General features: G+C 63.0%; 19 protein-coding genes. 10 read left to right on the forward strand and 9 right to left on the reverse strand.

What is annotated here, in order from left to right:
• Nucleotides 1-7 precede the first annotated feature (7 nt).
• A complete protein-coding gene (locus tag ABIB44_RS01275) occupies nt 8-703 on the reverse strand; it encodes a DUF6992 family protein (RefSeq protein WP_354582805.1) in 696 nt (231 codons plus the stop codon).
• Nucleotides 704-818: 115 nt separating this feature from the next.
• Here ABIB44_RS01275 and lpxK point away from each other — a divergent pair, with 115 nt between their 5' ends.
• The 3 genes from lpxK (at nt 819) to ABIB44_RS01290 (ending at nt 4,706) form a co-directional block, all read left to right on the forward strand.
• Nucleotides 819-1,886: a tetraacyldisaccharide 4'-kinase gene (gene lpxK, locus ABIB44_RS01280; protein ID WP_354582806.1), complete on the forward strand. Its 1,068-nt coding sequence runs from the start codon at nt 819-821 to the stop codon at nt 1,884-1,886.
• Nucleotides 1,887-1,943: 57 nt separating this feature from the next.
• A complete protein-coding gene (locus ABIB44_RS01285; RefSeq protein ID WP_354582807.1) occupies nt 1,944-4,010 on the forward strand; it encodes a putative porin in 2,067 nt (688 codons plus the stop codon).
• Nucleotides 4,011-4,109: 99 nt separating this feature from the next.
• The gene (locus ABIB44_RS01290) at nt 4,110-4,706 is read left to right on the forward strand and encodes a MiaE family protein (protein ID WP_354582808.1); all 597 of its coding nucleotides are present in this window, start codon (nt 4,110-4,112) and stop codon (nt 4,704-4,706) included.
• 21 nt (nt 4,707-4,727) lie between these two features.
• On the opposite strand, the gene ABIB44_RS01295 is transcribed toward ABIB44_RS01290, so the two are convergent.
• From ABIB44_RS01295 to ABIB44_RS01310, 4 genes are all read right to left on the reverse strand, one after another.
• Complete coding sequence (locus ABIB44_RS01295) at nt 4,728-5,696, reverse strand: formylglycine-generating enzyme family protein (RefSeq protein WP_354582809.1); 969 nt, start codon at nt 5,694-5,696, stop codon at nt 4,728-4,730.
• 135 nt (nt 5,697-5,831) lie between these two features.
• Complete coding sequence (locus ABIB44_RS01300; RefSeq protein ID WP_354582810.1) at nt 5,832-7,196, reverse strand: 4Fe-4S binding protein; 1,365 nt, start codon at nt 7,194-7,196, stop codon at nt 5,832-5,834.
• Between the two features lie 137 nt (nt 7,197-7,333).
• Nucleotides 7,334-7,561 carry a hypothetical protein gene (locus tag ABIB44_RS01305; protein WP_354582811.1) on the reverse strand — a complete coding sequence of 76 codons (228 nt, stop codon included), beginning with the start codon at nt 7,559-7,561 and terminating at the stop codon, nt 7,334-7,336.
• A gap of 25 nt (nt 7,562-7,586) precedes the next feature.
• Nucleotides 7,587-8,918 carry an NAD(P)/FAD-dependent oxidoreductase gene (locus ABIB44_RS01310; protein ID WP_354582812.1) on the reverse strand — a complete coding sequence of 444 codons (1,332 nt, stop codon included), beginning with the start codon at nt 8,916-8,918 and terminating at the stop codon, nt 7,587-7,589.
• Nucleotides 8,919-9,087: 169 nt separating this feature from the next.
• On the opposite strand from ABIB44_RS01310, the gene ABIB44_RS01315 reads away from it, so the two are divergent.
• From ABIB44_RS01315 to ABIB44_RS01330, 4 genes are all read left to right on the forward strand, one after another.
• Nucleotides 9,088-9,855, forward strand: a complete 768-nt coding sequence (locus tag ABIB44_RS01315) for a DUF547 domain-containing protein (protein WP_354582813.1) — start codon at nt 9,088-9,090, stop codon at nt 9,853-9,855.
• Between the two features lie 233 nt (nt 9,856-10,088).
• Nucleotides 10,089-10,871: a DUF547 domain-containing protein gene (locus ABIB44_RS01320; protein ID WP_354582814.1), complete on the forward strand. Its 783-nt coding sequence runs from the start codon at nt 10,089-10,091 to the stop codon at nt 10,869-10,871.
• A 73-nt stretch (nt 10,872-10,944) separates the two neighbouring features.
• Nucleotides 10,945-11,328: a hypothetical protein gene (locus tag ABIB44_RS01325; RefSeq protein ID WP_354582815.1), complete on the forward strand. Its 384-nt coding sequence runs from the start codon at nt 10,945-10,947 to the stop codon at nt 11,326-11,328.
• Between the two features lie 370 nt (nt 11,329-11,698).
• Nucleotides 11,699-12,415, forward strand: coding sequence for a carboxypeptidase-like regulatory domain-containing protein (locus ABIB44_RS01330; RefSeq protein ID WP_354582816.1), 717 nt, complete (start codon nt 11,699-11,701; stop codon nt 12,413-12,415).
• A gap of 134 nt (nt 12,416-12,549) precedes the next feature.
• On the opposite strand, the gene ABIB44_RS01335 is transcribed toward ABIB44_RS01330, so the two are convergent.
• The 3 genes from ABIB44_RS01335 to ABIB44_RS01345 form a co-directional block, all read right to left on the reverse strand.
• Nucleotides 12,550-14,031 (reverse strand): APC family permease, encoded by a 1,482-nt coding sequence (locus ABIB44_RS01335; protein ID WP_354582818.1) that lies wholly within the window; start codon nt 14,029-14,031, stop codon nt 12,550-12,552.
• A gap of 92 nt (nt 14,032-14,123) precedes the next feature.
• Nucleotides 14,124-14,663 carry a hypothetical protein gene (locus tag ABIB44_RS01340; protein ID WP_354582819.1) on the reverse strand — a complete coding sequence of 180 codons (540 nt, stop codon included), beginning with the start codon at nt 14,661-14,663 and terminating at the stop codon, nt 14,124-14,126.
• Nucleotides 14,664-14,881: 218 nt separating this feature from the next.
• The gene (locus tag ABIB44_RS01345; RefSeq protein WP_354582820.1) at nt 14,882-15,454 is read right to left on the reverse strand and encodes a hypothetical protein; all 573 of its coding nucleotides are present in this window, start codon (nt 15,452-15,454) and stop codon (nt 14,882-14,884) included.
• Between the two features lie 153 nt (nt 15,455-15,607).
• Here ABIB44_RS01345 and ABIB44_RS01350 point away from each other — a divergent pair, with 153 nt between their 5' ends.
• Nucleotides 15,608-18,367, forward strand: a complete 2,760-nt coding sequence (locus tag ABIB44_RS01350; RefSeq protein WP_354582821.1) for a hypothetical protein — start codon at nt 15,608-15,610, stop codon at nt 18,365-18,367.
• A gap of 211 nt (nt 18,368-18,578) precedes the next feature.
• The gene (locus ABIB44_RS01355; protein ID WP_354582822.1) at nt 18,579-19,634 is read left to right on the forward strand and encodes an AAA family ATPase; all 1,056 of its coding nucleotides are present in this window, start codon (nt 18,579-18,581) and stop codon (nt 19,632-19,634) included.
• A gap of 62 nt (nt 19,635-19,696) precedes the next feature.
• On the opposite strand, the gene corA is transcribed toward ABIB44_RS01355, so the two are convergent.
• Nucleotides 19,697-20,902, reverse strand: coding sequence for a magnesium/cobalt transporter CorA (gene corA, locus ABIB44_RS01360; protein WP_354582823.1), 1,206 nt, complete (start codon nt 20,900-20,902; stop codon nt 19,697-19,699).
• 167 nt (nt 20,903-21,069) lie between these two features.
• Here corA and ABIB44_RS01365 point away from each other — a divergent pair, with 167 nt between their 5' ends.
• Entirely contained in the window at nt 21,070-22,056 is a 987-nt protein-coding gene (locus ABIB44_RS01365; RefSeq protein WP_354582824.1) for a hypothetical protein, read from the forward strand.
• The last annotated feature ends 34 nt before the right edge of the window (nt 22,057-22,090 follow it).

Here is a 22,090-nt window from a genome sequence, read left to right on the forward strand (position 1 = left end):
CAGGGAATTATTGAAAGCTGATGGGCCGGGCCTGGTGGCGAAAGCTAGCCCCGAGCGGCAGCACCAGGGCCACCGCGCCGGGCCCGATGCTGACGCGGCTCAGCAAGGGGTAGAGGGCCCGGGTGCCGTGCCGGTGCTGAGTGGCATATTGAAAGCCGTCGAACAAGAGCAGAAAGCCGCCCTGGAGCAGCAACGAATGCCCGTAGCCCCGCCAACGGTCGGCGGAGCCCGGGGCCGTGGGGTTGCGGCCTTTTTCGAGCAGATAGACGCCCGTGGCCAGATAGGCCACGTCGAGGCCGGCGTTGAACAGGTAAAGGTTTTCGGTGCGCAGCTGGGCGCGCACGTTTTCGGCCCGGTTGGGGGCCGGCAGGCGGGCGGCCCGGCGGGCCCCGAGGTAGCCCGCGCCGGCCAGGGCCAGATTTATCGCCCCCCAGCCAATATTCATCTGATGAAAATAGTGCGCTGAGCCTTCCGTTTGGCCAGTAGCAATGCCGCTGACCACCAGGTTACTGATGGCCCAGCCACCCAAAACGGTCAGGCCGCGCTGGTCCAGGCGGGTGCGCTCGGCAGCAAAACCCGCCAGGGAAGCAGCGGGAACGTTCGGCCGGCGCAGCGAATCGGTTGGGGTCTGGGCGGAAGCTGGGCGGGTGAATGTCAACAGGCAACCCAGCAGGAGCGGTAAACGCAGGTAATTGATGAACATGGGGAGAAGGTTGGTAGCGGGCAACCGCTTCAAAGCAGATTTGTGCGGCCAGACTGGCGGCCGGCGTACTTTTGTGCGCCGTTGCTTCGGCAACAGCCTCCGTATGCCGCCCAATATGGCCTTTTTATTGTTGCCGTTCGCCTGGATTTATGCCGCGGTAATGGCCTTTCGCAACTGGCTGTACGATGGAGGCTGGAAGCGGGCCGAAACTTTTGCCGTGCCGCTGCTGAACGTGGGTAACCTGCGGGTGGGCGGCACGGGCAAAACGCCCCACGTGATGTGGCTGGTCGAAGCGCTGCTGCGCCAGGGCCACCGCCCGGCCATACTCAGCCGGGGCTACGGCCGCCGCACCACGGGGCCGCGCCTGGCGGGCCCCACCGATTCGGCCGCTACCGTGGGCGACGAGCCCTGGCAGTACTACGGGCAGTTTGCCGGCCGCCGGGTACCCGTGGCGGTGGCCGAAGCGCGCCGCCTCGGCGTAACGCTGCTGTTGCGCGAGCATCCGGAAATCAGCATCATTGTGCTCGACGACGCCTACCAGCACCGGGCCGTGCGCCCGGCGCTGAATATTTTGCTTACCGAGCTGGCCCGACCTTTTTATGAGGATGACGTGCTGCCCGCCGGCCGCCTGCGCGAAAGCCGGGCCGGGGCCGGGCGGGCTGATGTCGTCATCGTTACTAAATGCCCGGCCGACCTACCGGAAGCGGCGCGCGCAGCGGCCGAGCAGCAGGTGCGGCGCTATGCCCGGCCCGGTGTGCCGGTGCTGTTTTCGGCGTATGCCTACGGGGAACCCCAGCTGCTGTCGGCAGCCGAAGCAGCGGTTGGCTTCGCGCCCGAGCCAGCGCCGGGTGGGGGACCGGCCCTGCTGCTCACCGGCATTGCCCAACCCGGGCCGATGCGCGAATACCTGGTGGCGCAAGGCTATACCATTCATTTTCACGCCTGTTTTTCCGACCACCACGCCTTTACGCCGGCCGACCTGGCCGGCCTGCGGGCGCATTGGCAGCCGGGCTGGCCTATTTTTACCACCGAAAAGGATGCCACGCGCCTGCTCGACCCCGCGTTGCGGGCGGCCCGGGCGGGGCTGCCTTTCCATACCATTCCGGTGCGGGTGGCGTTGCTGGGCGACGGCGACGCGGTGCTGCGCCAGTTGCTGCCGCCAGCACCCGCCCGGCGGCCCTGATTATCGGCGGCGATGGCCGTGGTTCATTATTGTCTTATCTGTTTTCGTTTGAAGGTTTTGCCCCGAAATTCATTTTTTATTCTTAGTCCGGGCCGCTGGCTGGGGCTGGTCGTGCTGCTGCTATTGCTGCTCGCAACCGCCGCCCGGGCCCAGGTGGTCGACGATTCGACCAGGGTGATGTACGGCCCCAAAACCACCCGCGTCATCTTCGAGAGCGAAGTGCTGCGCGATTCCACCAGCGGTACACCCGTCGATACCACCCTCACGAAGTGGCCGCAGCAGCGGTTCTGGGTGCACGATACCACGTTTCAGCAGGATTTGGGCGCGGTGGGCACGGCTTCGCGGCCACTGCTCTACGAGGCTAATCTGGAGCTGGGGGCGCGCTACGGCCGCAACGCCTTCGACCGCTATGCCCACAATGCCCGCACGGTACCGTACTACGATTCGCGCTCGCCGTACTCGTTCTTTCGATTTATTCAATCGGGAGCGGGCGAGCAGGTCTTCGAAATCAGCTACAGCCGCAGCCTGAAAAAGAATTTCAGCATTGGGATTGACTACGAGCGAATTGCTTCGAACAAGGTACTGGCACCGGCCAGGGGCAGCCGCGATGCGCTGGTTGAGCATTCCAACCTGCTGCTGTTCGGGCGTTTTCAGACGGAAAACGAGCGGTACCATTTGCTTTTCAACATCAGCAATGCCCGCCACCGGGGCGCGGAGCAGGGCGGCATCCGGCCCGTCGTCACGCTCAACGCGCAGGGTAAAGTCGACACCGACCGCAGTGAAGTGGATGCCAACGGGGTGCCGGTGCTCAGCAATTTGTTTAAATACGGCCAGCAGCAGGTGTACCTGAACACGGCCATCAATTACGAGGACCGCGACGAGCTGTATTTCACGCACACCTATCGGCTGCTGGGCCGGGGCCTGACCGTGTACCACACTTTCGACCTCAAGCGCCAGTACAACAGCTATGCCGACCTGGCCCTAAAACCCGCTTCCGACCCCAGCTTTTTCTACCCGCGCGTGCTGGGCAGCCGGGGCGCGACCATCGACCGCGCGCAATTCAGCCAGGTTGAAAACACGGTGGGCGTGCTCGGGCGCACTTCGGCCGTGGAGTACCGCCTGTATGCCCGCGACCGGGTGGCCTCGCTCGTGAGCTCGACGCTAGCCGACTCGGCCACGGCCACGAAGCTGTATTTGCAGCCGGGCGCGCCGGCCCGCAATTTTCACCAGTTTTTCGTGGGCGGCACGGCGGCGTTCAACTACCGCACGATTTACGCCGTCGAAACGGCCGGCGAAGCCTACTTGCTGCCGCTGAGCGGTTTGAGCACTGATTCGTACGCGCTTGAATACTGGCTGCGCGGGCGGGTGCGTACCGGGCCGCTATCGGCCGAGGCGCTCATTAATTCCTACTCGCCCACGCTCACCCAGCAGGAGTTTTACGGCAACCACTACCGCTGGAGCGACTGGGAAGGCAACTATAAAAACCCTATTACAAACACTCCCGACGGCAAGTTTGGCAACACCAGCACTCAGCAGCTCACGGGCCGCCTGCAGCTTAAACTGCCCGCCGTCCTGGCGTTGCGTGAACAACGGTTCGAAGCCAGCGCAAGCCTTGTGAATATCAAAAATCTGGTTTATTACAACACGCTTGGTTTGCCCGAACAATCGAATGTCAACAACCAACTCATCATTGTGGCGGCGCGGCACCGGGCAAAGCTGGGGCGTTTTAGTGTTGATAACCAAGCCACTTACACCCGGGGCGGCGATGTGAACGGCCTGCGCATTCCAGCGCTGGTCACGGAGTCGCGCGCCTATTATGAGGCGTATATTTTCCGCAAGGCGCTATTCAGTCAAACCGGGGTAGAGTTGTACGCTCAGTCGGCTTACCAGGCTTTTAACTACAGCCCGAGCACGCAGCAGTTCTACCAGCAGGACAAATTTACCATCGGGGCCTACCCGATAGTAAACGCGTTTTTTTCGGCCGATATCAAAACCGTGTCGGTGTTTCTAAAAGTGGCTTATCTGAACCAGAACCTGGGCCGCGACGGCTATTTTACCACTCCCTACTACTCGGCCTACCCGCGCCGCTTCCAGTTCGGGGTGCGCTGGAATTTCTTCGATTAAGCGGTTAGTAGTTGCTCGTTCTCAGTTGTTAGTTGGTAGTTACTGGTGCCGATGGATTGGTCTGACAACTGACAACGAGCGACTGACAACTAAAAAAACATGAAAGAAAAGACCATCCTCAAGCTGAAGCTAAACACCGACCCGCGCTGGGTTAACATCGCCGAGAAAAACATCGAGGATATTCTGGTCGACCACGCTTGGTGCGAGCAGAAAGCGGCCAGCACCGGCATCAGCATGATTATCCATTACCCGGAGAAAACCCGGCTGGTAGCCGAGCTCACCGACCTCGTGGCCGAGGAGTGGAGCCACTTCGAGCGCGTGCTGCTCGAGATGCGTAAGCGTGGCTACCCGTTGGGCCGGCCCCGCAAAGACGAGTATGTGGTGCAGCTGTTGGCCCACGTGCGTAAAGGCGGCGCTCGCGACCGTCAGCTCATGGACCAGCTCCTGGTGTCGGCCCTCATCGAAGCGCGCAGCTGCGAGCGGTTCAAGCTCCTCTGGCAGAACATCGCCGACCAGGAGCTGAGCAAGTTCTACTACGAATTAATGGTGTCGGAAGCAGCCCACTTCGTGAGCTACGTCGACCTGGCCAAGGAATACTGCGACCCCGCCGTGGTGGATGCCCGCTTGCAGGAGCTGCTGGAAATCGAAGGCGAAATTGTGACCAACCTGCCCGTGCGCGACGACCGGATGCACTAACCGCGTGTCCGGCGGCGCTGCCTAACGGCGATTGGGGTACGTGGCCCGCGTCATACAGCGGAAACCTACGGTGGGTGACGGGCCGATGTAGGCACTGCGCGAAGTCACGGTGCAGGCCGTCAGTGGGTCGCGGTAGCTGCCGCCCAGGGCATAGCCGCGCTCCTGAACCATTTCGGCGACGTTACCCAATAAATTCAATAGCTGATAGTCGTTGGGCAAGCCGCTGTACACGTAAGCCGGCGTGACGAGGCGCAGAAAGTAAGGACCGGGTTGGTCGCAGCTAATGGGCGAGCGGGTTGGCCGCGTTCGGTTATAGGCCCGAATATCGGCTCGGATTAGCGGTTCAAAAACCGGGCTTCCGGAGCGCTGCTTCAAGTAGCCGGCTGCTTCGGGATTCACTTCGACGGCAACTTCGGGGCAGCGCGTACCGTGCGGCAGGTCCCGCTTGGCCAGGGCAGCTTGCTGCCATTCGGCTTCGGTAGGGAGCCGGCATTCAACTAGCATGTGGTCGGCTGCGAGGCTGTCGGTTGAACCCGGCTTGCCACGGTTCACCATCTTGGAAATAACGCGTCCCCGCCAGCTACAAAATGCCACAGCTTGCTCGTAGCTAATTCCGACTACCGGATAGTAGTCGTAGAAAATGTTGGTGAAATAATCGGGTACGGGCAGTGCCGTGGCTGCGGGCTGGGTCGGGCTAGGGTCGGTTCCTGAAGCAGCCAGGCGCTGCTGGTAGCGCTTCCATTCGATGTTGGGTACTTCGGTTTCATCAATCGCCCGGCCATCCTTGGCTAGCAAAATACCGCCGGGCATGCCGATGGGCACCACGCCGGGCAATGATTTTAAGCCGGCCCAATCCATTCTCACCACAAATGAGGTATCGGGTGAGCAAGCGGGCTTGCGGTAAAAAATTGTCTTGTCATCCTCAAAAAGGGGCCGGCTGGTCCCAAATTCACGGGTCAGGTTTTGCAGCCCCGTGGTAGTGCTGTACAAGCCCGGAAAAGTGACCGAAGGAAAATGGGATGAATAACATGCCGGAAGAATGCTCATCAACAGAAAAATACCGGCAAGTTTGGCCGACACTGACAGCGACGGGCGGGTCTTTTTTTGTCCGAATCTCATCGGCATTTAGCTCAATATCCGCAGTGAGTCGGCGTGAATGAGCGGCGAGGCTTGAGTGCGGCCCTCACGTGGGCCATTTTCCAGGTTGAGGACGCCACGGGGGCAGGCGGTGCTGCACATACCGCAGCCCACGCACGAGGCCCGCACGATGGGCGCGCCACGCTGGGCGTACTGTTGCACGTCGATGCCCATTTCGCACACGTTGGAGCAGTTGCCGCACGAGATGCACTGCGCCCCGTTGGTGCTGATGCGGAAGCGCGAGAAGTGCTTTTGCAGCAGGCCCAGGTAGGCCGCCATCGGGCAGCCAAACCGGCACCACACCCGCGACCCCATAATGGGGTAGAAACCCACGCCAATGACCCCGGAAAACACCGAGCCGATGGCAAAGCCATACCACTTGGCGGCCACCGTGCCCGCCTCGCCGAGCAGTGCCCCGCCGGTGGCAAAGTGGGCCCACAGCAGCGCCGTAATGCCGATGATGAGGGCCAGCACGGTGTAAATAATGCGAACCTCCCAGCGCCAGGAGGTGCGGCTTTTGTCGGAGAGGTGGCGGTAGGGGTCGCCGGCAGTTTCGGCCAGGCCGCCGCAGCCGCACACCCACGAGCAGTACCAGCGCTTGCCGTAGAAATAGGTAAGCACCGGCGTGGCCACGAACGACATCACCGCGCCCCAGAACACCATGAACATGCCCAGCGCCTGCCCGTTTTTAATCAGGTCACTGATGTCGCTGGGCCACAAATACTGGTAGTGCAGCGGCCAGAAATAGTTGAAGTAGAACTCCGGCTTCTGAAAAAACTGGAGCAGCCCGGGAATGAGAAACGAAAAGCCCAGCTGAAAGAACATCACCGAAACGGTGCGGATAACCTGGTAGCGTGAGTGCCGGTATTTCCAGATGGCCCGGCCGCCCATCACCAGCACCGCCAGGGTGTAGAAGGTGCCATAGAGAAACCACTGGTCGGCCGGCTTGGCGCGCAGCCACTGGCTGAAGCCGTCGAGCGGATGCACCAAGTTGTTGAGCAGCCCGAAGTTGCCCTGGCCATTATTCGCGCTAAACCAGTACAGCACCACGTAGAAGCCCGTGAGCACCAAGCCCGTGACCCAGGCCACTGCGCCGCGCCCGGTGCTGGCCCGCAGCCAGAGGTTGTCCTGCTGCACGCCGGCCGGGTGCTGCCCGTATTTCAGCCAGCTCCAGGCCAGGGTGCCGGCGCTCACCAGGCCCACGGCCAGCCAGAACCAGATGGTTCGGCGCGTGGGGTCGGTATCGGTCCAGGCCAGCAGCAGGGCCAGCAGGCCGGCGGCCACGCCCGTTAGCAGCAGCTTTTCGGCGGGCGAGGAGGCCGGCAGGGGCGGCGAGATGAGGGTGGGCGTCATGGAGCAGGAACTGGCTAAGGAAAAGAAAGCGGGTAAAAAACAACGTCATGCTGAGCTTGTCGAAGCATCTCTGCCGCAATACTAAAAATGATTACTCCGGCGGGGGAGGTGCTACGACAAGCTCAGCATGACATTCGCTAATGGTGATGATGGTGCGGCTCATCGGTCTTGCCAAACAGGTTTTTGAGGGTGCCAAACAGATAGAGCCCCAGCCAGCACACGTACAGCCAGCTGAAGCCGGCGGGCGCATGGCCCACAAAAAAGTGCAGAATGAGATGCGCGCCGGCGCTCATCAGCAGCCCGGTGAGGGCGATGAACTGGAAGCTGTTGAGGGCCGACGGACGGTATAGCTTGGAGAAATCCACGGGAAGTATTGGGGAGATGAGCGGGTTAGAAACGGGCAAAAAGGCCCTTGCGCTGCTTCAGCGTCAGGGCTTGGGCAGGAAACTGCCGGTTGAAATCGGCCACGATGGCCGGTTCGTGCTGCCGGGTAAACTCGGGGTCGAAATTAGCCGCGCCCAGGTGGGCCAGCACCGTGCCCACGGGCGCTTGCTCGCGAATCCATTGCTCACACACGGCGTGGCGCAGGCGCAGGCCCAGGGCGTTGAAGCCGACCACGGCGTGCGGGGCTTCGGCCCCAAAATAAACGCGCAGCGCCGCCCGCGCCGATGGATGCTCCCAATAAAAGCTGCTGAGCCCGGCCGTGGGTTCGGCCGGTGCCTGGCCGTAGGTCTGGTATTCAAGGTTGAAGAATTTGGCCGAGTTGAACCAGATGCCGCGCCGGTAGGCCGTGGCCTGCCCGCAAATGGTGTGGGCCACGGTTTCGCCCTGCATGCGCCCGGTGTACCAGAGCTGCTCGATGTGCACCTCGCCGGCGGCCGGCTGCCGATGCTGGGCGCAGTCGCCGGCCGCGAATACGCCGGGCACGTTCGTTCGCAGGAACTCATCGACCAGAATGCCCCGCTCGGTTTCTACGTCCGAGGTTTTGGCCAGCGTCAGGTTGGGGGCAACGCCGGTGGCCAGGCCCACCCATTGGCAGGTAATTTCCTCGCCGGCCGTGGTCACCACGGCCCGCACACGGCCCTGGTCGTCGCCCAGAACCTCGCGCAATTCGGTGCCGTAGCGCACGTTCACGTGGTTTTCCTGAAACTGGCGGTCGACGAGGTGCGCCTCTTCGGGCGGTAGTATCGAGCCCCAGTAGCGGGCATCGCGCACCAGCACCACGGGCTCGATGCCGCGGGTGTGCAGCATCTCGGCCAGCTCCACGCCGATGAGGCCGCCGCCCACCACCACGCCCCGGCTGATGCCGTGGGTATCGCGGGCCATGGCCTCCAAATCGGGTAAATTATACAGGCCCTGCACGCCGGCCAGGTGCTGGCCGGGCCAGCCGTAGCGTTTGCTTTCAGAGCCGGTGGCAAGCAGCAACTGGTCGTAGACGAGAGTCGAGCCGTTGTCGAGCGTCAGGATTTTCTCGGCCGTATTCAAGGCCGTGGCGGTGGCGTGCACCAGGCCCAGCCGGTTTTCATCCCAGAACCAGTCGCCGTAGGGCTTGATGTCCTCGTAGCGCAGGTGGCCCATGTACACATACATGAGGGCCGTGCGGGAGTAGTGGTGGGCGCTTTCGGCCGATACCAGCGTGATGCGGGCCTCCGGCTGCAAGCGCCGCACGGCAAGCGCGCACGTGACGCCGGTGATGCCGTTGCCGATGATGACGAGGTGCATAGAATCGAGAAGGAGGAAAATGCCCAAAGCCGGGCCGTGCCCAAATGTATGCCGGGGCCGTTGCACAAACCAATGAGTCCCCTACGTACGTTTGTGGCTCAATGATTGACTACCGTTGCGTGGTTCCTTACACTGGCGAACTGCTTATTTCTCGTTTACCCAATTTGTCATGCTCAAATCCCTCATTTCCAGTCTTCGTTCAACCCGCCGGCTGACCCTGGCGGCGGCCCTGCTGCTGGGTGGCACCACTGCTCCGGCCGTGGCGGCCCCGCCCATGGCGGCGCTACCGCAGGCCACGTCGGCTTACTTAGCCAAGTTTGTCGACGAGTACGGCAACGTGAACTACGGTGCTATCAAGCGTAACCCCCTGGAGTTGAAAGCGCTGGTGCGACGCTACGAAACTTTCGATGCCGGCGCGGCCACGGCCCCCGACCGGGAAGCATTTTACTTGAATGCCTACAACATCATGGTTATCAACCAGGTGGTGGCGAACTACCCGGCCGAATCGGTACAGAAAATTCCCGGTTTTTTTGATAAAAACCTGGTGAGCGTAGCCGGCGAAAAGATGACCCTCAACGACCTGGAGGCTAAAAAGCTGCGCGAGCCATTCCACGACCCGCGCGTGCATTTTGCCTTGGTATGCGGGGCCAAAGGCTGCCCGCGCCTGAGCCGCCAGGCCTTCGTGGGCAACCAAGTCGACGCCCAGCTCACGGTGCAGGCCCGCAAAGTGCTGCAGGACCCTAAATTCATTCGAGTGAATGACGCGGCCAAGAAGGTGCTGATTTCGCAGATTTTTAAGTGGTACGAGCCTGAGTTCAAAGCCTCGGGCAAGACCGGGCTGGCTTACATCAATCAGTATCGCGACAAAAAAGCCATTCCGGCCACCTACGCCGTCGATTATTATGCCTATGACTGGGCCCTGAACGACCGCAAGTAAACTCCCGGCCGTCCGGCTTCCCAAAGACCCCGCTCCCGAATTTTATTCCGGGAGCGGGGTCTTTTTTTTGAAACTATTTTGGGAATTATTCTGGGAAAAACGGGCGAAAACCCCTTCCGTTTCACCGGCTGAAAAAGCGATGCTCCCTAATTGGGAATCTTGAAAAAACGACAATCCAGGCGTAAATCCGGGGAGTAGATTAGGGGTCTTCAGAAAAAAACTAAATTCCCATCATGATGAAATCGCTCCTCACTTTGCTGAAATTTTGGGTCGTAGCCGTTGGGCTGCTGAGTGTGCTGCCCGTTTGTGCCCAACGTGCCAAAATCGCCGCTGCCACGCCCGCAGCCGTCCTAACGGCCCAAACCACAGCTTTCCTGCAACAGTACGTCAACAAGGAGGGCAAAGTGAATTATGCCGCCATTCAGCACGACCCCGACCAGCTTGATGCCCTACTTTACACCATCGCCGATTTTGATGCGGCCCACGCTTCGATGGCTGACCAGTACGCGTTTTACCTGAATGCTTATAACGTGCTGGTCATCGGCGATATCGTGCGCAATTACCCGCTGAAATCGGTGCAGGACATGCCCGGCTTCTTCAATAAAACCCGACACCAAGTAGGGGGCGAGCAGCTCACCCTCGACCAGATTGAAACCGACAAGCTGCGCAAGATTTACGACGACCCGCGTCTGCACTTCGCCCTGGTGTGTGGTACCCAGAGCTGCCCGCGCCTGAACCGCACGGCTTACGTAGGCACCGAATTGTTTGTGCAGCTGAACAACCAGGCCAAATTTGCCCTGGCCGACCCTGCTTACGTGAAAGTGAATCCCGATGCCAAGCTGGTGCAGCTGCCCGAAATATTCAAGTGGTACGAGGCCGACTTCTCTACCAGCGGCAAAACCGGCGTGCTCTACGTGAATCAGTTCCGCAAAGAAAAAGGCGCGTCCGTGCCCACCTGGTTCGCCGTCGAATACTACCCATACAACTGGGGCCTGAACGACCAAGCCAGCAACTAGTGCTCGCGGGTGGGGCGAAACGCAACCGGCCCGGCTGCGTAATGACTTAAACCGTTCACTATTTCGCCCGCCCATGAATTCTGACCAGCAAGACCAACCCGAAAAGGATATTCCCAAAAACGAGGCCCTCGAGAAGGAAAAAGAGTATAAGGAGAGCCAGAGCAACGGCAAGGACAGTAACGACCCCAGCGCCCTGCGCAACACTGGGGCGCACGGCTACACCGAGCGCGGCAACCAGAAAGACCAACTTGAGAACCTGCACATCGGTGGCTCGGAAACCACTCCCCAAGGCGGCAACGACCATCAGAACGCCGGCGAGCAGGCCCAGGGCCCTGGCTTTGAGGTAGAAGGCAGCTACGAGCTCGACCATAACCTGCGCACCCGCGAGCAGAAGTTTGGCGAGGATGCCCCCAGTGGGCCGGCCACCCCGCCCGGCGATGGGGCCGGCACCGAGTAAGGTCCGGTACTATGGTTCCAACGAACAAGGATTTGGACAAGCGCCTTGGCACCCGATTTATCCAGCGGTCACTTTCCTTGTAACGAAAGGGCATCTGATACAGCACTTCCTTCCTAAAAATTGTAAAATTTCGGCCCGGCCGGAAGTACCCGTATCCGCGGGTACTTCCGGCTTTGTCGGTTGTATGGGGTCACGCACCGGGTTTTTGGCACCAGTGGCGGGCCGAATGAGCCAAGTGAGAATGGAACTATTGCGCAATGGCAGCACAACTTCTTAACTTGCGCGGATTAGCAACCGGGACGCGTGGTGCCGGGCGCTACTTATAGCCTGCTTTCGACGAAATTCTCACCCCAATACCTTTCCCGACCCGATGGACCCGAACAATACCCCAAATACCCCCAACGAAGAGTACAACCCCAACCTGGAGGCTCAGGATGAAGACGTGCTTTCCGGGGGTAATAACCGCCTCACCTACATTCTCTTGGGCGTGATTATCGCGCTGGTGCTAGCCTACATTGCCATTCCTAAAGGGTCGGGCTCTGGTATGGCCTCGGTTACGCCTTCCTTTATGCTGAGCGACGCGGCCGTGACGGCCCCGGTGCCGGCCGCCGAAGACCCCGCCGCCGCCGCCAAAGCAACCGACGAGGAAGCCCCCGCTACCGCCACCGTCAAGACCATCACGGCCAAGCCCGCCCCCACGACTGTCACGACCACTACCACGACTGCGGCCCCGGCCGCTGCGGCCGACCCGGTTGCTGAAGTAGCTCCGGCTGCTGCGCCCGCCCCCGCACCCGCCCCGGCAGCCGCCCCCGAGCCGGCGGCCCCGACGATGACAACGCTCGCCGGTAAAATTGAAGATGAAAACGGCCGCCCCCTGGCCGGGGCCACAGTTTTTCTTAAAGGCAGCAATAAAATTGCCAGTACCGATGCCAGCGGCAGCTATTCCATTGAAGTGCCCGCATCCGGCGACAACGTCCTCACCTACGGCTACGGCGGCTACGACGACGAAACCGTGACCGCCCGCGGTGGCAAGTCCGTGAACGTGACCCTGACTCCCCGTGCTAAAGCCGGCCGCAAGCGGCGGTAGACGGGATTAGCAACGCGGAGTGAGGGATAAGGAAACGCAAAGCGGCTACTTTTCCGAAGTCATTCCAAACCCCAAAAGGGGGAACGGCCAACTGGCCGTTCCCCCTTTTGGGGTTGAAGTCCCATCCGTATTTCCTAGCCTTTATCTGCAGCGCCGCCCATGCGCTTGCCAAACAGGAAGTACACCGGCAGGCCCAGTGCCACCAGGCCCAGGCCGCGGCGCGAGAACTCGGCGGTGTCGGGCGCGATGAGTAGAATGATGCAAAAGGTGCTGGCTAGCAGTACGTAGAGGCCCGGCAACACTGGGTAGCCCCAGGCGCGGTACGGGCGGGGAGCATCGGGCCGGGTGCGGCGCAACACGAAAATGCCGATGATGGTGACGACATAAAACAGAATCACGGCGAACATCACGTAGTCGAGTAGTTGGCCGTAGGAGCCGCTGAGGCAGAGCAGGCAGGCCCACAGGCACTGGGCCCACAGGGCGCGGCCGGGCACGCCGGCTCCGTTCAGGCGGGACAGGCTGGGGAAGAACAGGCCGTCTTTGGCCATGGCGAAGTAGGCGCGGGCCCCGCTCAGGATGATGCCGTTATTAGCCCCGAAGGTGCTGAGCATGATGAGCACGGCCATGACGTAGGCACCGGCCTTGCCGAGCATCGACTCGGCTACGGCCGTGGCCACGCGGTCGTCGGTGGCGTACTGAATGCCGCGGCCGGCCAGCGTAGTGGCCTCGGGCGAGCCGTGCAGCGGCAACACCAGCAAGTACACCACATTGATGAGAATGTAGAGCACCGTGACGATGGCCGTGCCAATGGCCATGCTGCGCACCAGCGTGCGCTCGGGGTTCTGGATTTCCTCGCCCGCGAAGCCGATGTTGTTCCAGGAATCGGACGAAAACAGCGAGCCCGACATGGCCATGCCAATGGCAATGAGCAGCGCGCCGCCGCTGATGGGCACGGGGGCTGCGCTCACGCCGGGGGCCGGGTAGCGGGTGGCCGCCCACAAGTCGTGGAAATTGGCGGCAATGGCTTCGTGGTTGATGCCTAAGGCCACGCCAAAGATGATGAGCAGCGCCAGTGCGATGAGCTTGGTGCTGCCCAGCACGTTTTGAATGAGCTTGCCGGTACGTACCCCCTGCGCGTTGAGGGCCGTGATGCCGATGATGAGGGCAATGGCCAGCAGCTGCACGCTGCTGAACTCGAACCCGCCGGCCTGAAACAGCACGTTCTTCACGCTGAAGTAGGGCAGGAGCACGCCGGTGAACTTAGCGAATGCCACAGCCACCGCCGCGATAACGCCGGTCTGGATGACGAGAAACAGCGTCCAGCCGTACAGAAAAGCCGTGAGGCGGCCGAAGGCTTCGCGCAGGTACACGTATTGGCCGCCTACTTTGGGGAACATGCTGGCCAGCTCGCCGTAGCTGATGGCCCCGGCCATGGTGATGAAACCAGTGAGCAGCCACACCACCAGCAGCCAGCCGGCGCTGCCCACCTGCCGGGCAATGTTGCCGGATACGATGAAGATGCCCGAGCCAATCATGCTGCCGGTGACGAGCATGATGGCATCGAAGAGATTAATAGCGCGCTTAAAATGCGGCTGGTCGGGTTGCGGTTCGGTCATAGAATCAAAAGACACAAGGGGAAATTTCCCCCAAAGAAACGGCAAAGGCCCGCCGTGAAAGGCAGGCCCGGCAAAATGCGGCGCATTTAGGTTTAAAACTCGCTGCGGTCGTACCAGCTGCGCATGCGCCAGGGGTCGGTGCGGTGCTTGCGGATGAGCACCAGCCGGGCCGTGCCCGCGCCGGAAAACCGCTCGTTGTCGCGCTGCTCGATGGTGAGCAGGAAGGAGCGCTCCACGGTGGCCAGCGTGTCCGAAGCCAGGGTATCGGAGCTGGGCAGGTACTGCGTCCACTGCAGGTTGATGGAGCGGGATGCCTTGAAGAGGCGGTAGGTGGTGTTGGCATCCACGTCGCGCGTCCAGGAGCGGTCGAGGTTGGCGGCGAAGTCGCGGTAGGTGAAGCGGAAGTTGGGTGCCAGCAGCTGGCCGTAGAGCGTGGAATCGCGCAGCTGGTAGCTGGCCCGGAAGCGGTCGAAGAAGCCGCGCACGTAGAGCGGGTTGCCCAGCAGCTCGTTCTGGTCGGCGGGCACTTCATCGAGGGCCGGGGCGAAGGGGTTGCAGGCCGGCACCGCGAGCAGCAGGCCGATGGCGGCCAGAAGCATAGTCGGAAACGAGGGGCGCGGCAACGGCTTCATAAGTAAGGCGAAATATACGCGGTTTGGTTGGCTTTTTTGGTGAGAATCAAGCAAAAAAGCACGTCATGCTGAGCGCAGTCGAAGCATCTCGCGTGTGGCAGTAGTCCAATCGTCGGAAAAAATAGTGGCGGCACGCGAGATGCTTCGGCTACGCTCAGCATGACGTGCTTTTTTGCCATTAACCAATTAACCCATTAACCCATTAACCCACCAACCCATCAATGCGAGCTGAAGTACTTCTTCAAATCCGTCCAGCACAGGGTGGGAGAGGTGCGCTGGTCGCGCCAGGCCACGATGCGCCACTCGTTGTTGCGGCGGCGCAGGATAAGCCGGATGTTGCCCTGGAGCAGGCCGGCGTGGAAGGCCGTGTCCGACTGCGTGATGCGGAGCTGATAGAGGGCCGATACCTCGGCCGAGTCGGTGGTGTAAAGCTGGTCGCGCCGGCCGCTGAGGGTGAGCGTGTTGTTGGCGTTGGCGGGCGTGCGGCGGCGCAGGCTGCTGAAGTAAGTGGTTTCTTCGGGCACGCTCCAGTTGGCAAACAGGGCGGGCGAGGAGCCGGCGCTGGTGGGGTCGGGCACGAAGCGGTAGTCGGGGCCGCTGAAAGTGCGCTCGTAGTTGGCCACGTTCACGTGCTGCACGGCGGTGGTGAAGTTGGCCAGCAGAATGTCAATCTGAGTGGGCTGAATCCACTCGCTGGCGGCGGCAGCGGGCTCGGGCTCGCGCAGCTGGAAGCACGCTGGCAAGGCCAGCAGCGGCAGCAGGGCCAGAAGGGATTTGGGGCTAAAGGTCACGCAGCAAGTTACGGAGGGCCGCGCCTTTGCCGCGCCGTCCGGTCGATTCTGGGTGGTTGCCTCAACACCCGGCCACGGCCCATACCACGGCGAAGCTGGCTCCGCCCTACGGTTGCAGTTCGTACTTTCGCCCCCCGACCACCCTCCCTTCGCATGTCCCGAAAGCTTCTGGCGTTACTCATCGCGCTGCTGCTGCTCCTGAGCCTGGCCACGTACGTGTACTACCGCCGCACGCTGGCGGCCGTGCCCGTCGACCCCTACGCCCTGGTGCCCGACGATGCCGTGTTCGTGCTTTCGACCCACGACCACCCCACCCTGGTGCGCCACCTGCAGGAAACCGAGCTCTGGGATAACCTCACGGCCGTGCGCTATTTCCAGCAGGCGGCCGGCCACCTGGCCCTGGCCGACAGCCTGGCCGGCGGCAACGCTCACCGCCGCAATGCCTTGCTCAACCTGCTGGGCCGCAAGCTGGTGATTACTTCGGTGCACGTAACGGGGCCGGCCGAATTCGATGTGCTCTACCAGGTGCCCCTCAGCCGCGTGGCCGAGTACCGCCAGGTGCGTGGCCTGCTCGAAACCCTGGGCCGCGACCCCCGCTACCGCCTCATTACCCGCGACTACGAGGGGCAGGAGCTGACCGCCCTCACCGAGCAGCGAACCGAGCACAGCCTCACCGTGCTCAACTACCGCAACCATTTAGTGATTAGCACCAATGCCGGCCTGGTGGAAGCCGTGGTGCGCCGCCTGGCGCATCCCGATGCTCCGACCGTGCAGGCGGCCTTCCCCACGACCGACCTGTTGCGAGTGCCCGGCACCGATGCCACCCTGCTGGTGAACTACCGCCGCCTGCCGCAGTTTTTCGACGTGCTGTTTCGGCCCGAGGCCCACGGCACCTTCGACCAGTTGACCGGGCTGGTGTCGCAGGGCCTGCTCAGCGTGAAGCTGGCGGGCAGCCGGGCGCAGCTTCAGGGTTTTTCGAACCCCGAAACGGCCGCCGGTACCCTGCAAGCCCGCCTGCGTGGCCAGCCCGTGCAAGCGTTGGCATTGAGCGATGTGTTGAGCATGCGCACGGCGCTGCTGCTGCACCTGGCCGCGAACCCGGCCCGCACCTGGCCCCCGGCCGCCAATGCCCGGCCCGACTCGCTGGGCCGAAACGCCGCCCTCGACAGCCTGCGGGCCAGCTTTGGCGGCGAATTGGCGGTCGCCTACCTGGCCGCGGCCACGCCGGGCAGCCGGCCCGGCCGCCTGGCGCTGGTGCGCTGCCCGGCCCCGGCCCGCACCGCCGCGTGGTTGGCCCGCCTGCGCCGTCTCGATGGTAACTCACCGGCTTTCACGCGGGTAGGGCCGTTTGAGGTGCACCCCGTGGGCTTTGCCGAGGCCGACGTGCTGGGGCCGCTATTGGGCACGGCCGCGCCGCGCGTGGCCGAAGTCACGGCCCGCGCCGGGGCGCTGGTGAATGGCTACCTGGTGCTGGCCGACGAGCAGACCCTGAATGGCTATCTGGCTGACGTGGTGGCCGGCAAAACCTGGGCCCAGACGCCGTCGCAGGTGGCTTTTTTGCAGGAAACCCTGCCGCGCGCCCGCCTCAGCGTGCTTGTCGACACGCGCAACAGCTGGAACGCCCTGCTGGGCGTGCTCACGGAAGACCGCCGGGCGGGCCTGCTGCGCAACGAGGCCCTGTTCAAGCGCTTCCCTCAAATGGCCTTTCAGCTGCTGCCCGCCGAGAACGAGCGTAGTTCCGAAGCGCAGTACTTCACTCAGCTGCTACTACGGCACCCCGACAACGGCCCGGCCAGCACCCAGCCCGGTGGGGCGGCAGCCAATGGCCGGGTGCTGGCGTTCCGGCGGGCGTTGGTGGGGCTGCCCACGCTGCTGCCGGCATTGGGCACGCGGGTGCCAGCCGTGGTGGTGCAGGACTCGGCCCGGGTGCTGCACTACGTGAGTGCCGAAAATGCCGTGCTGTGGTCGGATACGCTGGCCGGGCCGGCCGCGGGGCTGAGCCTGCTGCCCGCCGGCGGGGGCGTGCCGGGCGGCCTGCTGCTGGGGGCGGGGGCGCGGCTGCACCTGCTGGCCGCCGATGGCACGGCCGTGCTCCCCTTCCCGCTGCACCTACCCGATACCGTGCGCGTGGCCGACCTGCAGGCCGGCCCGGTAAGCGGGCAGCCGGCCCGGCTGCTGGCTACCACGGCCGGCCATCACCTGCTGCTGCTCGATGCGCGGGGCCATCTATTTCCGGGCTGGCAGCCCAAGCGGCTCGATTTTCCGTTGGCCGGGCGGCCGGCACTGCTGAACGTGAGCGGGCGCGACGTGGTGGTGGCCCCGCTGCAAAACGGCTACGTGTACGCCTATAATGGGGCCGGCAACCTGCTGCCGGGCTTTCCGCTGAGCGTGGGGGCCCGGCTGGCCGGCGACGTGTTTGCCCAGGCTGGCAGCACGCTCAGCCGCACCCACCTCACCGTTGTCAATCAGCATGGCGAGCTGGTGACGTTTACGCTGGGGGGCGATATACTTAGCCGAAAGCGAGTGGCTACCTGGAGCCGGACGGCTCAGTTTCGCCTGGTGCCCGACCCGCACGGCCGCTCCTTCGCCGTGGCCCGGGAAGACAACAACCAGCTCGACCTCTACCTGCCCACCCTGAACGACCCACTCCTGACGCAGCGCTTCGTGACTTCGGGCGCGCGGGGCGTGCAGTGGTTCGATTTCGGCGGCGGCCGGCACCTGGTAGCCATCACCGAAACCGGGCCGGGGCAGGTATTTCTGTACGATGCGCGCGGCTGGCTCCTGGGCCGCGAGGCCCTGCCCAGCACCGGCACCGGCGTGGGCCTGGACTATGATGCCACCACCGACAGCTATCAGCTGGTGCGCATCGTGGGCCGCGAGCTGCGTCGCACCGAGCTGAAAGTGGGACTGTGAGGCGGTGGGCAGGTTGAATTGTGGGTTGGCGGAGTAATGCAAGTACAGAACGTCATGCTGAGCGCAGCCGAAGCATCTCGCGTGCCGCCACTAATCTTCTTCGACGGTTGGTTTACGACCACAAGCGAAATGCTTTGGCTACGCCCCGAATGACCGTCCACTATCACCACCCCTCATTCCATCGTCCTTCATTCCACTAACTCCTTAACACATGCCCACAACGTTTCGCACCGGCCTCGTCGTGGGCAAGTTCTGGCCGCCGCACCGGGGACACCAGCTCCTGCTCGAAACCGCCGCCGCCCAGGTCGCGGAGCTGCTCGTGCTGGTGTACGCTAATCCCGATTCGCCCACGCACCCGGCCGCCGAGCGCGCCCAGTGGCTGCGCGAGCTGTACCGGGCCGATGAGCTGGCCGACGGCCCCCGCATCGGGGCCACGCCGCTGCGCATTTTCGCCCTTGCGGCCGACGCCGATGGGGTGCCGCCCGATGCGGCCGACGACGATGTTCAGCGCGAGTTTGTGCGGCAATGGCTGGCCCGGCAGGGGCTGCGTATCGACGTCGTATTCAGCAGCGAAGACTACGGGCCGGGCTTTGCCGCGCACCTGGGCGTAGCACACGTGGCCGTGGACAATGCCCGGACGCAGGTACCCATCTCGGGCACGCGGGTGCGGGCCAACGCGGCCGACACTGCCCATTACCTGCACCCGCTGGTGGCGGCGCAGCTGGGCGTGGTGCCGCCTTCGCCGGTGCCGCGGGTGGTGATGCTGGGGGCCGAAAGCAGTGGAAAGTCAACGTTGTGCGCAGCGCTGGCCGAGGCCTGCCACACCGTATGGGTGCCCGAATACGGCCGCACCCTGCACGAGCAGAAGCACGGCAACCTCGCGTACGAAGACCTGCTCTACATTGCCCGCCGCCATGCCGAGCTGGAAGATGAAGCCGCCCGGCAGGCCCACCGATGGCTTTTCTGCGATACCAACGCGGCCACTACCGCGCTCTATTCCTACTACTATTTCCACCGTTGCGACCCGGCCCTGCAAGCCATGGCGGCGGTATGCGGGCAGCGCTACGCCCACACCATTGTGTGCGCGCCCACCGTGCCCTTCGAGCAGGACGGCTGGCGCGGCCCCGAGGCGCTACGCAGCTTCCAGCACGGCATGATACTGATGCAGCTCGACTACTTTGGCATCCCCTACACCCTGGTGGAGGGCACGGTGGCCGAGCGGGTGGCGCAGGTTTTGAATCAATTAACAATTAACAATGAGCAATGAGCAGTTAAGTAGATGGGCAAGAGAAGACTATATTAGCTCATTGCTCATTGCTCATTGCAATTTTACCGATTCGTGAGCCAGCCCTTGCGGTAGAAATAAAACAGCTGCATAGCTACCACCAGCGTCATCACGATGAGCACCACGGGGTAGCCGTAGGGGCTATACAGCTCGGGCATGTTGTGGGGCAGGAAGTGGCCGTGGCCGTCGTCGCGCTGAAAATTCATGCCGTAGAGGCCCACCACAAAGCTTAGCGGGATAAAGATGGTGCTGATGATGGTGAGCACCTTCATCACCTCGTTCATGCGGTTGCCCTGGTCCGACATGTAGAGGTCGGTGAGGGAGGAGATGTTATCGCGGTAGCTTTCGGCCAGGTCCAGGGCCTGAATGGCGTGGTCGTAGGCGTCACGGTAAAACATTTTGAGGCTCTCGGGCATGATTTCCTCGGGTAGGCGCAGCACCTCGGCAATCTTGTCGCGCTCGGGGTACACGAGGCGGCGGAAACGCACCACGTCCTTTTTAATGCGCAGGATGCGGCCCAGCAGCCGGCGCGGGCGCTTGTCGGCAAAAATGGCTTCTTCCAGCTCCTCAATGTAGTCGCCGATGGCGGCCATGGTGGGGTAGTAGTGGTCGAGCACCACATCGGTGAGGGCGTAGGCGAGGTACAGTACCGGCTGGCGGCGCAGGGTGCTAAAATTGGCCCGGATGCGGGTGCGCAGCGAATCGAGGCAGTCGTCGTAGTCGTCCTGAAACGAGAGCACGTAGTTTGGCCCGGTGAAGAGAGAAAGCTGGTCGTCGTCGATTTCAAGGGCGCGGGTGAAGTCGGTCATGCGCGAAACCATGAACAGGCGGTGGTCGTCGAAAACATCGATTTTAGCGCGCTGGTAGTCGTTGAGCACGTCCTCCATCTGGAGCGGGTGCAGGCCAAAATCCTGCATAAAGCGCTCAATCAGGGGCAGGTCGCCGTAGCCGCGCACATCAATCCAGTGCTTCAGCTCGGGGTGCTCGTGCAGGAACCCCATCAGCTCATCGTAACGGTCAGTGTATTCCTCCTCGCTGAACGAGTCTTCGCTGTACGACATCAAAAACAGCCGCGGCTTGAGGGCATCGGGGCGCAGCTGCAGGGTGCCGGGGCGCTGGCCCACGCGAATTTCCCGGGCCTGGCGGGTGGCCTCGCGGTCGGTGACGGTGAACGGGGTGGTCCCGGCCATATCGGGCAGGGCCAGCGAGCGGTTGGGGGCAGCCTGCGCGTTGGGGCTAAGCGGATTCATGCGGCAAACGGAGTGAGCGAAGAAGCAATATTGCCCCCTACGGATGGTGGCCCGATGAAGATGTGCGGGCCATTGCCGGCCAGCGGGGGCGGCGGCCGGCGCTGCCGTGCCGTACTTTGCCAAAAAAGGCAGCGCCAGCAGGTTTGAAAAGTACGGATTCTTTAGTTGTGGATGGGGCCGGTGTGTCGGGAGCGGCATTGGCCGTAGGGTTGGCTCCACACGGCCCGGCCGGCCCGCCGCCGCCCCGGCTGCCGCTGGCGTTCGAGCCGTTCCTGTATCTGCGGCCGGCGCACCTGGCGCTGGCTCCGCAACCCGGCCCGGGCTTCAGTGCCTACCTCGAAGATACCGCCGCTGCCCGCACGCTGGCCCAACTTCACCTAAACTATAACCCGGCCACCGGCCTAGCCCGCAGCCCCGCGCAGGCCCCGTTCGGAGCCGTGCAGCTGGCCCCGGGCCTGGGCCGGGCGGCCGGGCACCAGCTGCTCGACGCGGCCGAAGCGGAGCTGCGCCGCCTCGGCTTAACGCAGCTGATGATGCGCGGCTACCCCTTCGCCTACGACCCCGCCGGCGCGGCTACGTTGGCCGAAGTGCTGCGCCAGCGCGGCTACCGCGTAGCCCTGGCCGAGCAGAATTACCACCTCGACCCCGCCCGCGCCTACGAAGCGCATTTGCATCCTTCCGAGCGCCGCCGGCTGCACAAATGCCGCCGTGCCGGCCTATTCATCGAGCAGGAGCCAGCCTACCTGCTGCCCCGGGCCTACGAGTTCATCCGGGCGTGCCGGCAGGAGCGGGGGCAGGCCCTGTCGCTGCCCTTGGAGCGGGTGCAGGCGCTATTCAAGGCTTTCCCGCGCGAGCACTTTCTGTTCTCGGTGCGCCAGCCCGATGGCGAGTGGGCTGCCCTCACGGTGGCCATTCAGGTGAGCGCCACGGTGCTTTACAACTTCTACCCCGCTAGCCCCTTGCGCTGCAACGGCCTGAGCCCGGTGGTGGTGCTGAACGAGGGCCTGCACGCCTTCGCCCGCGCCAGTAGAATGAGAGTGCTCGACTTGGGTACGTCGACCCTCGATAGCGGCCCAAACGCTTCGCTGCTGCGGTTTAAGCGGCACTTGGGCGGTGTGGCGGGCCTGCGACTGAGCTGGGAAAAAGGACTATAAGGAGCACAGGGGGGCGTGCCTGTCGCGTCCCGCT

It is taken from the genome of Hymenobacter sp. UYCo722 (assembly GCF_040547115.1).
Taxonomy (GTDB): Bacteria; Bacteroidota; Bacteroidia; order Cytophagales; family Hymenobacteraceae; genus Hymenobacter.